The sequence below is a fragment of the Variovorax sp. Soil_C_26 genome, from assembly GCF_057657075.1.
The window spans coordinates 203,362-215,798 of the sequence record NZ_JBDGJC010000006.1; the positions used below are offsets into that span (position 1 = coordinate 203,362).

Annotated in this window: 15 protein-coding genes; 4 read left to right on the plus strand and 11 right to left on the minus strand. The window is 67.5% G+C overall.

All coding sequences use genetic code 11. The annotated features are described in order from the left end of the window. Positions 1-8 precede the first annotated feature (8 nt). The 5 genes from AC3A6G_RS18740 to AC3A6G_RS18760 are packed head-to-tail and all read right to left on the minus strand — an operon-like array spanning position 9 to position 3,415. Complete coding sequence (locus AC3A6G_RS18740) at positions 9-638, minus strand: pilus assembly PilX family protein (protein ID WP_487860840.1); 630 nt, start codon at positions 636-638, stop codon at positions 9-11. Next, positions 635-1,846 (minus strand): PilW family protein, encoded by a 1,212-nt coding sequence (locus tag AC3A6G_RS18745; protein ID WP_487864539.1) that lies wholly within the window; start codon positions 1,844-1,846, stop codon positions 635-637. Before AC3A6G_RS18745 ends, AC3A6G_RS18740 begins: the two co-directional genes overlap by 4 nt. Continuing rightward, a complete protein-coding gene (locus AC3A6G_RS18750) occupies positions 1,843-2,250 on the minus strand; it encodes a type IV pilus modification PilV family protein (protein WP_487874301.1) in 408 nt (135 codons plus the stop codon). Before AC3A6G_RS18750 ends, AC3A6G_RS18745 begins: the two co-directional genes overlap by 4 nt. Then, the gene (locus tag AC3A6G_RS18755; protein ID WP_487874302.1) at positions 2,247-2,921 is read right to left on the minus strand and encodes a pilus assembly FimT family protein; all 675 of its coding nucleotides are present in this window, start codon (positions 2,919-2,921) and stop codon (positions 2,247-2,249) included. The genes AC3A6G_RS18750 and AC3A6G_RS18755 overlap by 4 nt, the downstream gene beginning before the upstream one ends. Then, positions 2,858-3,415 carry a type IV pilin protein gene (locus tag AC3A6G_RS18760; RefSeq protein WP_487860844.1) on the minus strand — a complete coding sequence of 186 codons (558 nt, stop codon included), beginning with the start codon at positions 3,413-3,415 and terminating at the stop codon, positions 2,858-2,860. Before AC3A6G_RS18760 ends, AC3A6G_RS18755 begins: the two co-directional genes overlap by 64 nt. An 86-nt stretch (positions 3,416-3,501) precedes the next feature. Between AC3A6G_RS18760 and AC3A6G_RS18765 the strand changes: the two genes are divergently transcribed. After that, complete coding sequence (locus AC3A6G_RS18765; RefSeq protein ID WP_487874303.1) at positions 3,502-5,241, plus strand: PglL family O-oligosaccharyltransferase; 1,740 nt, start codon at positions 3,502-3,504, stop codon at positions 5,239-5,241. Between the two features lie 12 nt (positions 5,242-5,253). Here AC3A6G_RS18765 and moaC read toward each other — a convergent pair whose 3' ends face one another. Further along, on the minus strand, positions 5,254-5,739 hold the full coding sequence (gene moaC / locus AC3A6G_RS18770; RefSeq protein ID WP_487874304.1) for a cyclic pyranopterin monophosphate synthase MoaC: 486 nt from the start codon (positions 5,737-5,739) through the stop codon (positions 5,254-5,256). A 55-nt stretch (positions 5,740-5,794) separates the two neighbouring features. On the opposite strand from moaC, the gene AC3A6G_RS18775 reads away from it, so the two are divergent. Beyond that, positions 5,795-7,369 carry a M48 family metalloprotease gene (locus AC3A6G_RS18775; protein ID WP_487874305.1) on the plus strand — a complete coding sequence of 525 codons (1,575 nt, stop codon included), beginning with the start codon at positions 5,795-5,797 and terminating at the stop codon, positions 7,367-7,369. A 9-nt stretch (positions 7,370-7,378) separates the two neighbouring features. Here the strand turns inward: AC3A6G_RS18775 and AC3A6G_RS18780 are convergent, their stop codons facing one another. From AC3A6G_RS18780 to AC3A6G_RS18790, 3 genes are all read right to left on the minus strand, one after another. Then, a complete protein-coding gene (locus AC3A6G_RS18780) occupies positions 7,379-7,732 on the minus strand; it encodes a phage holin family protein (RefSeq protein WP_487860848.1) in 354 nt (117 codons plus the stop codon). Positions 7,733-7,816: 84 nt separating this feature from the next. Next, complete coding sequence (locus AC3A6G_RS18785; RefSeq protein WP_487860849.1) at positions 7,817-8,281, minus strand: hypothetical protein; 465 nt, start codon at positions 8,279-8,281, stop codon at positions 7,817-7,819. Positions 8,282-8,355: 74 nt separating this feature from the next. Beyond that, positions 8,356-9,111: a TerC family protein gene (locus AC3A6G_RS18790; RefSeq protein ID WP_487874306.1), complete on the minus strand. Its 756-nt coding sequence runs from the start codon at positions 9,109-9,111 to the stop codon at positions 8,356-8,358. 485 nt (positions 9,112-9,596) lie between these two features. Here AC3A6G_RS18790 and AC3A6G_RS18795 point away from each other — a divergent pair, with 485 nt between their 5' ends. Together AC3A6G_RS18795 and AC3A6G_RS18800 are read left to right on the plus strand one after the other, a co-directional pair. Further along, on the plus strand, positions 9,597-10,061 hold the full coding sequence (locus tag AC3A6G_RS18795; RefSeq protein WP_487874307.1) for a DUF3717 domain-containing protein: 465 nt from the start codon (positions 9,597-9,599) through the stop codon (positions 10,059-10,061). Positions 10,062-10,072: 11 nt separating this feature from the next. Beyond that, positions 10,073-10,378, plus strand: a complete 306-nt coding sequence (locus tag AC3A6G_RS18800; RefSeq protein ID WP_487860852.1) for a putative signal transducing protein — start codon at positions 10,073-10,075, stop codon at positions 10,376-10,378. A gap of 25 nt (positions 10,379-10,403) precedes the next feature. On the opposite strand, the gene AC3A6G_RS18805 is transcribed toward AC3A6G_RS18800, so the two are convergent. Together AC3A6G_RS18805 and purB are read right to left on the minus strand one after the other, a co-directional pair. Continuing rightward, positions 10,404-10,964 carry a YaeQ family protein gene (locus tag AC3A6G_RS18805; protein ID WP_487860853.1) on the minus strand — a complete coding sequence of 187 codons (561 nt, stop codon included), beginning with the start codon at positions 10,962-10,964 and terminating at the stop codon, positions 10,404-10,406. Positions 10,965-10,988: 24 nt separating this feature from the next. Further along, a complete protein-coding gene (gene purB, locus AC3A6G_RS18810) occupies positions 10,989-12,368 on the minus strand; it encodes an adenylosuccinate lyase (protein WP_487864549.1) in 1,380 nt (459 codons plus the stop codon). Between the last annotated feature and the right edge of the window lie 69 nt (positions 12,369-12,437).

Genomic DNA, 12,437 nt, shown 5'->3' on the forward strand with positions numbered 1-12,437 from the left:
GCGATGCGTCATTCGGGATTTCGGAAAGAGGTCTGCAGGAACACCTGCGTGTCGCGTGGGCCATCCACCCGGATGCTCAGCCGGTAGACGACGGCCTTGGGTGGCGCCGGGCGCCCGGACTCCTGCACGCTGCCGCCGCGCACATCGTTGCTCGCGGGCGCATACACGCAGTTGGCCTTGCCCGGCACGCCGACGTCGTTGCAGAGGCGGTCGATCACGTAGCGCACGCGGACCTGATCCTTGCGCGCGGCATCCTGGATGTCGTTCGCCGTGCTCGCCACCACGTTGAATGCATCGTCGCTGCCGAGCAGCACGGTCGGGATGCCGCGCCCGTTCGACGGCAGTTCCTTCGCGCTGTAGTTGAACGCCTTCGCACTGGCATGGTTGGCCGTGTCGGCAGAGAGCGCACCGCCGGTGTCTTTGTCGAACAGCGCCAGCACCTTGGCCGCGGCCTGTTCGCCCTGGTTGACCAGGTCGCGCTTGAACGCCAGGTTGCCGGCGCTCGACAGTGAGGTGTTCATCGATCGCACCACGGCCACGCCGCCGGCGAGAAGCACCACCAGCACGATCAGGCACAACAGGAGCACGACGCCGCGTTGCTCTGCGCGGTGGGGATGCCGGGAAGGACGAAGGATCATGATCTGGACAGCAGCAGCATATTGCGCAGCGGGACGGTGAATTCGACGACGCGGTACCGGTACTTGCGCCGGCCGTCTCCGGCCGGAAACGCGACCGCGTCGCGGGCCACGTCCGTGTCGGCAAAGATCTCGGGAATGCCGAAGCTGACGTCATCCTTCTCGGCAATGCTGCTGCGCAGGATCACCGCAACACGCACGGCCGCGATCTTCTTTGCCGCCTTGGCAAGGTCTTCGGGTGTCTTCCCCGTATTGGCCATCAAGCCGGCCAGGTCGTAGTCCGTCGCATCGGGGGCGGCCCAGCCGTCCAACGTTCCGTTCTCGTCCGTGTCGATGCCGTAGATCGCGTGCATCTCCATGACGCCATCGGCGAGAGCCTGCGACTCGTCATTGCCGTTGATCCGCAGCAGGTCGTGGCTCATCAGCGTGCGGTCGCTGTTCACCCCGAACAGCGTGAACTGGATGTTGCCGCCGGCGTCCGCGATGTTGCCCAGCATGGTGAGATTCGCCGAGCCGCCGATCACCAGGTCGGACAGGGTGGTTCCTGCGCCCGCTGTGTAGTAGTCGCCCTTCAGCGTCAGCAGTTCGTTGGCCGCGGCATCGGCGAAGGCGGGGTCGACCTGCTCGACCAGGCAGTCGGCGACGTCGGGATTGCTGACCAGCGCCACGTCTCGTGCCTTGATGCGCACCGTGTTGTCGAGGCGCAGGATGTCCGCGCTCGCACCGAGAGAAATGATCTGACGCGGCACGTCGCCCGCCGCCGCGTCGCTGCCCATCACCATCAGCACGTCCGAGACGCCGTCGGGCGACTGGCCCTTGCCGATCACCACCGGCAACACGCGAAGGTTGGCGGCGCCGGCCGCACCGCCGAGGAACTTCTCGAACGGCGCCGGAAACGCCGTGGTGCGCGGCAGGATTGCGGCGTTCTTGCGCTTGGCCTGTACCTTGCACCCGAACACGCCCAGGTTCCACGACTGGGTCAGGCCGGAGCCGGCGCTTCGCAGGGCGCGATCAAGCACGTGGGCCGCATAGGCGCCCGTCTGCCCCATGTCGTTGACCGCGGTGGTGGTGCGCTTGGTCGATTCGCCGAAGATGACGGCGCTGGTGACGGCCAGTGTCACCACGAGCCCGATGGCCATGGCGACCAGCAGTTCGACCAGCGTCAGGCCGCGCGCGTGCCGGGCCCCGAAAGTGTGCAGCTTGTAGCTCATGGCGGCAGGACGACGATGCGCGTCGTGAGTTGGCTGTCGGTGTCGTGCGAGGGCGCGCGCCATTTGATGGTCACGTTGGCCGCAATGCCGTCGACCTCCACCTCGCCGACGCCGGCGGGCAGGCCGCCGGTCGTCGGCTCGGCCACGCGCTCTTTCCATTGGTCGAGCTTTTCGGCCGGAAGGGTCGCCGATCCATGGAGCACCATCTGGGCGGCGACCTCGTTGGCAAGCAACGCCGCGCGGTTGCGGTCTTCGGCATCGTTCGAAAAGCCGATGGCGCGCGCCTGCAGGCCGATGAGGCCCAGCAAGCCGAGCGAAAACAACAGCACCGAAACAAGTATTTCGAGCAGCGCCACGCCGGCTTGCGCACGGCGGCGAAGAGGGCCCAGCTTTCTCTTGTTCATGACTGGCAACCGTCCGGATGGCTGTCCGAAAGAGTCTTGGCGGGATCGCAGAGGCGCACCTGGCCGCCCAATGCCACCGTGACCTTCAACTGGCGATCGCCTTCGACCTCGTCGCTCATGCGAACGGTGAAGGCATGCACCGGAGGCGTTCCGGACGGGAGCTCGCACTCCGCATCGGTCACACCGGGGCTGGCATTCTCAGCCAGGCGGCCGATCGAACTGAAGCAGAGCGCCATGGGCCCGTCGATCACCACACCCGAGCCGACATCACGCAGGATGCCGGCTTCGATGAAAGCGCTGCCCCCCCCAGCCGCCAGTGCCACCGTGCTGATGGCCCAGTTGCTTCCGTTCGCCTTGGCCGTGTAGCCGTTCGCCTTGGGCTTGTCTTCCGTCAGCGAAAAGACCACCTGGCGGCTTCGGCGCGTGGCCTCGGCCTGGGCATTCCGCAGGCCGTTCTGGAGCGAATCGGCCACCGTGCGGACCTTGTTGTTGCGCACCCAGCCGATCATCGACGGCATGGCCAGCGCACCCAGCAAGGCCAGGATCGCCACGGTGACGATCATCTCGACCAGGGTGAAGCCCCGCGCGCGCGGGAGGGCACGCTGGTTCAGCACGCCTGCCCTTTCTTCACGATCCAGGAGGTGTCGCAAGTGCTGGTCCAGCCCGACCATCCCGAGGGCATCTTGGCCGTGGCGCGGACGTTCTGGTGGTCGATCGTGTAGATCACATCCTCGGCGGGTCCCGACCCGGTCGCCCTGAGCCTGAAGGTCGTGGCGGTGGGCGCGTCGGCGTCTGCGCAAGAGACCTCGAATTTGCCGAAGGTGCGCTTCTTGACATCGACGCCGGCATTGCAAGGCGGCAGGATGGTTGCGGAAACCTTCGCGTAGGTCCGGTTGTCCTGGTAGTAGCGTTCCATGTCGGCGCGCATGGCGGCCAGTGCGTTGGTGCCGTCGACCAGATGGCCGCGTCGCACATAGTCCTGGTAGCTGGGGATCGCGATGGCCGCAAGGATCCCGATGATCGCGACCGTGATCATCACTTCGATCAAGGTGAAACCTTGTAGATGCTTCATGCGCGGGTGCGAAATAGGGTGGTTCATGGCAGATCTTTCGCGCTCGGGCATGCGCCGAAGCGCCCAAGACACAGTTGGGTGACGTTCGTCCAAGAATGTCTCCAAATGTTTCTTTTTGCAAAACCGCTCGTCTCCCGCTCACAGCCATTCGTCGGCCGCTCGTCGGCACAATCGGCCGAATGACTTCCCGCGCAGCCACGTCCGTCGAGGCCGTCGCTCTTTCTCCGAACGTTGTCCTCGGCCTCCGTGCCGGGCTGGTGGCGTTTCCCTTCCTCTGCCCGCTGGTCGCGGGCCCTTCGGTCCAGGCCTGGCAACTGCTCGCCACCTGGCTCTGCGTCGCGGCGATGCTGTTCGCGATGCCGGCCGGCCTGCCGGCGCGCCGTGTCCGGGCTTGGTTGGCCGCTTGCGCGGCCGCCGTCGTGCTGTCTTCCTTGTTCGTGGCCTCACCCGGCACGGCGGCGCTGTGGCTTCCGCCCGTGGTGGCGCTCGGCGGCGTGGTGGCCGCGGCCTGCGTGGGTGCCGGCATGGCGCGCGGCGGCCCGTCGATGGCGGCCGTGCTGGCCTGGGGCGTGCTGGTCGCGGGCCTGGTCAGCGCGGTGCTCGGCCTGCTGCAGTACTACGGCCTGGCCGAGCCGCTGGTGCCCTGGACCACCACGCCCGCGCTGGGGCAGGCCTACGGCAACCTGCGCCAGCGCAACCAGTTCGCCACGCTGATCAGCATGGCGCTGGTGGCGGCACTCTGGATTCATGCGACACGGCAGCAGCCATCGGCGCGGGGCGGTCGCTGGTCGGCGTCGGCCATCCTGCTGCTGCTCGTGGCCGCGGCTGCGTCGACATCGCGCACCGGCTTGCTCCAGCTGCTGTCGATCACCGGCGTGGTCTCCTGGATTGCTTGGCAGGAGCGGCGCAGGGCGAAAACAAAACCAGAAGGAAGTGCCCGCTTCGTGCTGCCGCCTTCCTGGGCCTTGCTTGCGATGATTCCGATCTACTTCGCCTTGGCCTGGCTGCTGCCGCAGCTCGCTGCTGGCGAAGTCGAAGGCATGATGCGCCGACTGCAGGAGGGCGCGCCCGGCGACCACACGCGGCTGGTGCTCTGGCGCAACGTGCTTTCGCTGATCGCCGAGCGCCCCTGGGTGGGTTGGGGCTGGGGCGAGCTTTCGTTCGCGCACTTCAGCACCTTGTACGAGGGGTCGCGATTCCCCGAGATCCTCGACAACGCGCACAACCTGCCGCTGCACCTGGCGGTCGAGCTGGGCGTGCCGGTGTCGGTGCTGGTCTGCGGCAGTTTCGCGTGGATGGTGTGGGCGGCACGGCCCTGGCGCGAGCATGATCCCGCTCGGCTCATGGCGTGGGGCATGCTGGGCGCTGTCACGCTGCACAGCCTGCTCGAATATCCGCTCTGGTATGGGCCGTTCCAGCTGGTCTTCGGGCTCTGCCTCGGCCTGTTGTGGCCCGGGTCGCCCAATGGGAAGCCGCGCGCCAAGCCGCGGTGTCTCGCGCCGCCGGTGCCGGCTTCGGCCGCCGCGGCCGTGCTGCTCGCAGTGGTCGGCTATGCCGGCTGGGACTACATCCGGGTCAGCCAGATCTACCTGCCGCGCGGCGAGCGCCTGCCGGCTTACGAAGACGACACGCTCGCCAAGGCGCGGCGATCCTGGCTGTTCGCGCGGCAAGCGGGCTTCGCCGGGCTGACGCTCACGGCCGTGACGCCGGCCAACGCCGCCGCCGTGCACGCGCTGGCCGAGCGGACGATGCACTTTTCGCCCGAGCCACGCGTGATCGTCAAGCTGATCGAGAGCGCCGAACTGCTCGGCCGGCACGCCGAGGCGCGCGCCCAGGCCGAACGCTTCCGCATCGCCTTTCCGGGCGAATACGAGCGCTGGCTACGGGGCGAAGCCACTGACCGCCGCGGCGCGCCGTAGCGCCCAAAGCTGTCAGCCGGCCACGTAGCTCCCCGACTTGCCGCCGTGCTTCTCCAGCACATGCACGTCGGTGATCCGCATCCCCCGGTCCACGGCCTTGCACATGTCGTAGATGGTGAGCAGCGCCACCTGCACGGCGGTCAGGGCTTCCATCTCGACACCGGTCGGGCCCACGGTCTCCACCGTGGCGGTGCAGGTCACTTGCGGTGCCTGGCCCGTCTCGGCCAGCGTGAACGCGAGCGCGACGCGCGTGAGCGCCAACGGGTGGCACAGCGGGATCAGGTCGCTGGTCTTCTTGGCCGCCTGGATGCCGGCGATGCGCGCGATGCCGAGCACGTCGCCCTTCTTCGCGGTGCCCGTCTGGATCAGGGCCAGCGTGGCGGGCTGCATCTCGATGCGGCCGGTCGCCACGGCCACGCGGTGCGTGGCGGGCTTGGCCGCAACGTCGACCATGTGGGCCTGGCCCTGCGCGTCAAAATGGGTGAGGGAACTACTCATGGGGTGAACATTCCGTAGGGAGATGCATCATACGAGCCCGAGCCATCGACGAGGAATGCCGCGCTTGACGACCACTTCTGCCAAGACCCCGAGACCCTCTTCTGCCGTGCCTGTGCTGCGGTCGCTCTGTGCGGCCGTGCTGATCGCGTCGCAGGTGCTGCTGCCGGTGCCGGCCCGGGCGCAGCTGCAGGTGCTGCCGGGCCTGGGCGATGGCGGTGAAATGACCGCCAGTGCCGAACGCCAGCTTGGCGACCAGATTGCGCGCGAGCTCTATCGCGACACCGACTACGTCGACGATCCGGTGGTCGGCGCCTACGTGCGAGAGATCTGGCAGCGCCTGCTCGCGGCAGCGCGCCAGCGCGGCGAGCTCACGCCCGAGCTCGACGAGCGCTTTGCCTGGGTGGTGCTGCTCGGGCGCGACCGCAACATCAATGCCTTTGCGCTGCCGGGCGGCTACCTCGGCCTGAACATGGGCCTGATCGCCGCGGTGGGCAGCCGCGACGAACTGGCGACGGTGCTCGGCCACGAGCTGTCGCACGTCACGCAACGCCACATCTCGCGCATGATGAATCAGCAGGGCAAGCAGATGCCGCTGATGATCGCGGGCCTGATCCTCGGCATGATCGCGGCCAGCAAGAGCCGCAATGCCGATGCGGGGCAGGCCGTCATCATGGGCAGCCAGGCGCTCTTCATGCAGAACCAGCTGAGCTTCTCGCGCGACATGGAGCGCGAGGCCGACCGCGTGGGCTTCGGCGTGATGACGCAGGCCGGCTTCGCGCCGCAGGGGGCGGCCACCATGTTCGAGAAGCTGCAGTACGCCTCGCGGCTCAACGACAACGGCTCGTACCCGTACCTGCGCAGCCATCCGCTCAATTCCGAGCGCATTTCCGACATGCAGGGGCGCTTCCAATTTCGCATGGATGCAGTCGAGCCCTTGCCGCTCGCCATGGACCACGCGATGGTGGCCGCGCGCGCCCGCGCGCTCACGCGGCCGGGCGTCGATGTGCTGCGGCTCTGGATCGATGCGGCCGGCAGCGGCGAGTTCGTGCGCAGCAGCCCGGCCCAGCAGGCGGGCACGCTGTACGCCGCGGCCTTCGCGGCCAAGGAACTGCGCGACCACAAGGCGGCCGGTGCGTTGGCCGAGCGGCTCGCGGTGCGCGTAGCCGACGACGCTTCCGCCGCCAAGCTGGCCCGCTGGCTGCAAGCCGAGATCGCATTGGCGTCCGGCGATGCGCCGCGCGCCGCTGGCCTGCTCGATGTCAAGTCGAAAGAGCGGCCCGAGATGCTGCTCGCGGCCGATGCCGCCGTGGCAACGCGCCAGCCCGCGCCGCTGGTGCCGGTGCTGCGCGACTGGGTGGCCGCGAACCCGCGCGACGCGACGGCGTGGCGCGCGCTGGCCAGCCTGTACGGCGCGCAGAACGACACGGTGCGCGCCGTGCGTGCTGAGGCCGAGGCCAACGTGGCGATCCTCGACTATCCGGCGGCGCGCGACCGCCTCAAGGCGGCGCAGGAACTCATGCGCCGGCCGGGCACGCCCGTCGATCACTACGAGGCCTCGATCATCGACAGCCGCGCGCGGGCGGTCGACGTGCTGGTGAAGCGGCAGGCGGAAGAGCCGCCGCTCAGGTAGCGCGGTGGCTCAGCGTTTCGAGAGCAGGCCGCCGAGCGCGGCCTCGATGAGGAGGCCCAGCAGCGAATAGATCAGCGAGCCGATCAGTGCCGCCAGGAAGCCATTGACCTGGAAGCCGCCGAGCAGCCCCGAGGCGGCCCAGAACAGCAGCGCATTGATCACGAACAGGAACAGCCCGAGCGTGACGATCGTGACCGGCAGCGTCAGCACCACCAGCACGGGCCTGACGACCATGTTGAGCAGGCCGACGATGGCGGCCGCGATCAGTGCCACCCCGAAGTTGTTGATCTGGACGCCGGGATAGATGTAGGCCACCGCGAGCAGCGCCACGGCGCTGAGCAGCCATTTGATGATGATGCGCATGGCCGCAGGATAACCCAGGCACCCCAAAAACAACGAGCCCCGGGGCGTTGCCGCACCGGGGCTCGTCGGGGAAGCGCTGCGCGCCTATTCGGCCAGTTCGTTGGCCAGCACCAGCAGCGTGCCCATGCCCATCACGGCACCCGGGAAGGTCCAGCCCGACTGGCGCCGCGGCGCCTGGTCGGGCGTGATCGGCTCGAGGTCGACGCCGATCTTGGGACGCCGGGCGTCGACGACGTGCGTGGCGGCATGCTCGCGCTTCAGCTGCTGCGTGAGCTCGGTGAGCGGCCCCTTGGCGAGCACCGGCGTGACCTGCCCGCCATTGCGCTCGAGCAGCGGCAGCAACTGAGCCTGCACCTTGCTGAACCACTTGGCGCGCCAGTTCTCACGCGCGCTATGGCTCACCCATTTGCTGATGCGGTGTGTCATGCGGGGTGCGCAGGCAACGAGCACCCAATGCCGGGCCACCACGCTGTCCGCGTCCGGAGCGAGTTCGGCGAACTGCTCTGCGGCGTAGCCGGCGTCGTCGACATAGAGAATGATCTTTTCCACGGTCCGCTCCTCGATGGGGTGGTGGGAGTGGCAGAGGCTGCCGAAGAGCGGCCTCTGCCGACGGCTGCAAGCGATCAGCTGCCGGTCGTGGTGGCAGTTTCGACAGGAGGATGCCGGCGCGCCTGGCGCGCGGCCACCCACTTGCCGATGACCAGCACCAGCAGCGCACCGAAGATGCCTGCGCCGTAGCGGATCAGGTCGGTCTGCGGCACCTTCGGCACCCAGGTCCAGGCAGCGGTGTTCGCCAGGGCGGGGTCGGACACGGCCATCGTGCCGGCAATCCAGCCCAGCAGCATGCCGCCGAGCGTGATGATCATCGGGAAGCGGTCCATCAGCTTGATGACCAGCTGGCTGCCCCAGACGATGATCGGGATGCTCACGAGCAGGCCGAAGATCACGAGCGGCATCTGATGTGCTTCGCCGGCACCCTGTGCGGCACCCGCAATGGCGATCACGTTGTCCACGCTCATCACGAGGTCGGCAATGATCACGGTCTTGACCGCACCCCAGAGCTTGTCGCTGGCGGCGATGTTGCCGTGCGCATCGTCATGGTCGGGCGCAAGCAGCTTCACGCCGATCCACAGCAGCAGCACGGCACCGGCCAGCTTCAGGAACGGAATGGCCAGCAGCGTGAGCGCAAAGAAGATCAGGATGACCCGCAGCACGATGGCGCCTGCCGTGCCCCACAGGATGCCCTTCGTGCGCTGGGCGGGTGGCAGCTTGCGGCATGCCAGGGCGATGACGACGGCGTTGTCGCCGCCGAGCAGGATGTCGATCATGATGATCTGACCGACCGCGACCCAGAATTCCGGGGTCATGAACTGTTCCATAGATTCCTCTTGTCTTCGTGCGTGGCCGCCGATTCCGGGTGGAAGCGGCGGTCCGGCGCATGCGTTGCGTTTCGATTCATCCCGTGCAGGAAGTTCGAAGCGTGACGAAGACCGGGGTGACGACCGGGAGTCAGGAACGCTTCGACCAAACCTGCGCAGGTTCAAATCGAAGGTCTTGCTCGACGACACGCACCCCAAAGCAAGGCACGCGTCGCCCGACAGGCCGGAAGTGTTGTGCTTCGTATTGACGACCTGTCGATTCCCGCCATCGTGAATGGCAGTCGGGAGCTACTCCCCTTCGTGCGCGAATTAGATCATCGCGGCCCCCGATCTGGCAACCGAAAGTTTTCGGCAGTTTTGCACGGCTGGCTGGAAAGCCTTGTTAAATCTGCCTTGTGAGCTATCGAATTCATAGCACTGATTAACCTCCGGCGGCCCTCGGGAATTGCGGGACTATGATCGCCGCTCGCTGTTTCTTCTCTCCCATGGCCGCCATTCACATCACCGACATCGAGGCCGCCATCAACCATTGGCGCGCCAAAAGTCCCTCGCCTGACGGCATCACCCTGGCGCCGGAATTGCGCGCACTCGCCGAGGTCTACGCCCTCATGGTGTTCCACCACGAGGACGAGGTCGCCGAAGCCGGTTTCCCCGCCGAGGCCTGGGCCGCCTGGCTCGACTGGTACCACAGCACCCCCGACACGCCCTGCATCGCGATCTGCTCCACCAGCCAGGGCGACGACGAATGCAAGGGCTGCGGCCGCAGCTTCGACGAGGTGCAGCACTGGCCCGCGATGACGCCGGCCGAAAAGCGCGTCACCTGGCGCCGTATCACCATGGAAGATTCGGCATGGCGCTTCAACCGCTATGCGGAACGTGCGCGCGAGGCCGCGCCGCCGCAGTGGCCCGACGACCCGGCCGAGCCGCTCGGCCCGGACGACACCCCCTGAAAGGCCAGCGCATGCGCCGCCTCGCCCAAGCCCCCAACCTCGCGATCGCCACCCTGTGGGTGCATGCTTTGCGCGAGGAGGGCATCGAGGCCACCGTGCAGCGCGAATTCCTCGGCGCCGCGATGGGCCACCTGCCGCCCGATCAGTGCCTGCCCGAGATCTGGATCGACGACGACAGCCGGTTCGAGCTGGCGCAGCAGGTGCTGCATGCGGCGCAGCACCGGCCGCAGCGCGATTGGCGCTGCAGCTGCGGCGAGCGCGTCGAGGGGGGCTTCGAGCAGTGCTGGCAGTGCGGCCGCATGATGCCGGCGGCCTGACGAAAAACCGAGAGAGGCGCGCTGCCTACTTCCAGCGCTTCAGCTCGACGTCGATGCTGCGGCTGCCGTCGCCCAGCGTCAACGTGTTTTCCTGGATCGTCGCCTGCAGCTGCATGCTGCGCTGCGCGAGCAGGGCCAGCGCCTGTGAGGCTTCGGTGGGTACGCGGTACACCTGCAGGTTCTGCGGCCGCGCGAGCTTGCCTTCGATGCCGCGCCACCAGATCTCGGCCGCGTGGTTGAAGCAGTAGACGATCACCTCGTCCGCCTTGCCGCACGCCTTGATGACGGGTTTGTCCTCGGGCTGGCCGACCTCGATCCAGAGCTTGGTCTCGCCCGTGAAGTCGCGCAGCCAGACGTCGGGCTCCTCGACGTTCGACAGTCCCGCGCCGAAGGCCAGCGTGCCGTCGCCGTGGCACACGTCCTGCAGCTTGTGCGCATTGAGCGCCAGCGCGACGAGCCGGATCATCATGCGCTCGTCGGTCTCGCTGGGATGGCGCGCCAGCGTCAGCGCGTGGTCGGCGTAGTAGCCGTGGTCGATATCGGCCACCGCGACGGTGGCCTTGAAGATGGTGGATTTGAGGGCCATGGGTGCGCGAGTGTAGGCGCCCCCTCAGATTCGATTGGCGAGCTCCGCCGCCTTGCCCACGTAGCTCGCGGGCGTCATGGCCAGCAGCCGCGTCTTCTCGGCCTCGGGAATGTCGAGCGAGCGGATCAGCCCGTGCAGCGCCTCGGCCGTCACCGTCTTGCCGCGCGTCACTTCCTTGAGCTGCTCGTAGGCGCCCTGCACGCCGTAGCGGCGCATTACCGTCTGGATCGGCTCGGCCAGCACTTCCCACGAGGCATCGAGATCCTCCGCGAGCGCTTCCTCGTTGATCTCGAGCTTGCCGAGGCCCGTGGCCAGGCTGGCATAGGCCAGCGTCGCGTAACCGAAGGCCACGCCGATGTTGCGCAGCACGGTGCTGTCGGTCAGGTCGCGCTGCCAGCGGCTGACCGGCAGCTTCTCGCTGAGGTGGCGCAGCACCGCATTGGCCAGCCCCAGGTTGCCTTCGGCGTTCTCGAAATCGATCGGATTGACCTTGTGCGGCATGGTCGAGGAGCCGATCTCGCCCTTCTTGAGCCGCTGCTTGAAGTAGCCCAGGCTCACGTAGCCCCAGATGTCGCGCGAGAAATCCACCAGGATGGTGTTGGTGCGCGCCACCGCGTCGAACAGCTCGGCCATGTAGTCGTGCGGCTCGATCTGGATGCTGTAGGGCTGGAAGCTCAGGCCCAGGCCGAGCGGCGCGGGCGTTTCGACCACCTTGCGGCTGAACGCCTCCCAGTCGAAGTCGGGCCAGGCGGCGAGATGCGCGTTGTAGTTGCCCACCGCCCCGTTCATCTTGCCGAGCAACTGCACGGCCGCGATCTGGGCGCGGGCCTTCGACAGCCGCACCGCCACGTTGGCGATTTCCTTGCCGACCGTGGTCGGGCTCGCGGTCTGGCCGTGGGTGCGCGACAGCATCGACACGCCTGCGAACTGGTGCGCCATCTCGCGCAGCTTGGCGATCAGCCCGTCGATGGCGGGCAGCAGCACCTTCTCGCGGGCGGCCTGGATCTGCAGCGCGTGGCTGGTGTTGTTGATGTCCTCGCTGGTGCAGGCGAAGTGGACGAACTCGGCGGCAGCCAGCAGTTCCGGCCGCGCCTCGAACTTGGACTTGATCCAGTATTCGACCGCCTTCACGTCGTGGTTGGTGGTCTTTTCGATCTCCTTGATCGCGAGCGCATCGGCTTCGGAGAAGTGCGACACCAGGCCCAGCAGGTACTTGCGGGCGCCGCCCGTGAGCGGCTTGAATTCGGCGAAGCCGCAGTCCGACAGCGCGATGAACCATGCCACCTCGACCTGCACGCGCCGGTGCATGTAGCCCTGTTCGCTCATCAGCGGGCGCAATGCCGCGAGTTTGGCCGCATAGCGGCCGTCCAGTGGGGAGAGGGCGGAGACGGTGGAGAAGCTCATGCCCGAATTTTAGGCGGGCCGCCGTCCCGCATCCGCGACAGTTCGCAGGCTGCACTTTCCGGCCTTCCC

Bases quoted from the DNA above. Each gene is read 5' to 3' on its own strand.
- AC3A6G_RS18740 (WP_487860840.1), bottom strand. From the start codon at position 638: ATGATCCTTCGTCCTTCCCGGCATCCCCACCGCGCAGAGCAACGCGGC.
- AC3A6G_RS18745 (WP_487864539.1), bottom strand. From the start codon at position 1,846: ATGAGCTACAAGCTGCACACTTTCGGGGCCCGGCACGCGCGCGGCCTG.
- AC3A6G_RS18750 (WP_487874301.1), bottom strand. From the start codon at position 2,250: ATGAACAAGAGAAAGCTGGGCCCTCTTCGCCGCCGTGCGCAAGCCGGC.
- AC3A6G_RS18755 (WP_487874302.1), bottom strand. From the start codon at position 2,921: ATGGTCGGGCTGGACCAGCACTTGCGACACCTCCTGGATCGTGAAGAA.
- AC3A6G_RS18765 (WP_487874303.1), top strand. From the start codon at position 3,502: ATGACTTCCCGCGCAGCCACGTCCGTCGAGGCCGTCGCTCTTTCTCCG.
- moaC (WP_487874304.1), bottom strand. From the start codon at position 5,739: ATGAGTAGTTCCCTCACCCATTTTGACGCGCAGGGCCAGGCCCACATG.
- AC3A6G_RS18775 (WP_487874305.1), top strand. From the start codon at position 5,795: ATGCCGCGCTTGACGACCACTTCTGCCAAGACCCCGAGACCCTCTTCT.
- AC3A6G_RS18780 (WP_487860848.1), bottom strand. From the start codon at position 7,732: ATGCGCATCATCATCAAATGGCTGCTCAGCGCCGTGGCGCTGCTCGCG.
- AC3A6G_RS18790 (WP_487874306.1), bottom strand. From the start codon at position 9,111: ATGGAACAGTTCATGACCCCGGAATTCTGGGTCGCGGTCGGTCAGATC.
- AC3A6G_RS18795 (WP_487874307.1), top strand. From the start codon at position 9,597: ATGGCCGCCATTCACATCACCGACATCGAGGCCGCCATCAACCATTGG.
- AC3A6G_RS18800 (WP_487860852.1), top strand. From the start codon at position 10,073: ATGCGCCGCCTCGCCCAAGCCCCCAACCTCGCGATCGCCACCCTGTGG.
- AC3A6G_RS18805 (WP_487860853.1), bottom strand. From the start codon at position 10,964: ATGGCCCTCAAATCCACCATCTTCAAGGCCACCGTCGCGGTGGCCGAT.
- purB (WP_487864549.1), bottom strand. From the start codon at position 12,368: ATGAGCTTCTCCACCGTCTCCGCCCTCTCCCCACTGGACGGCCGCTAT.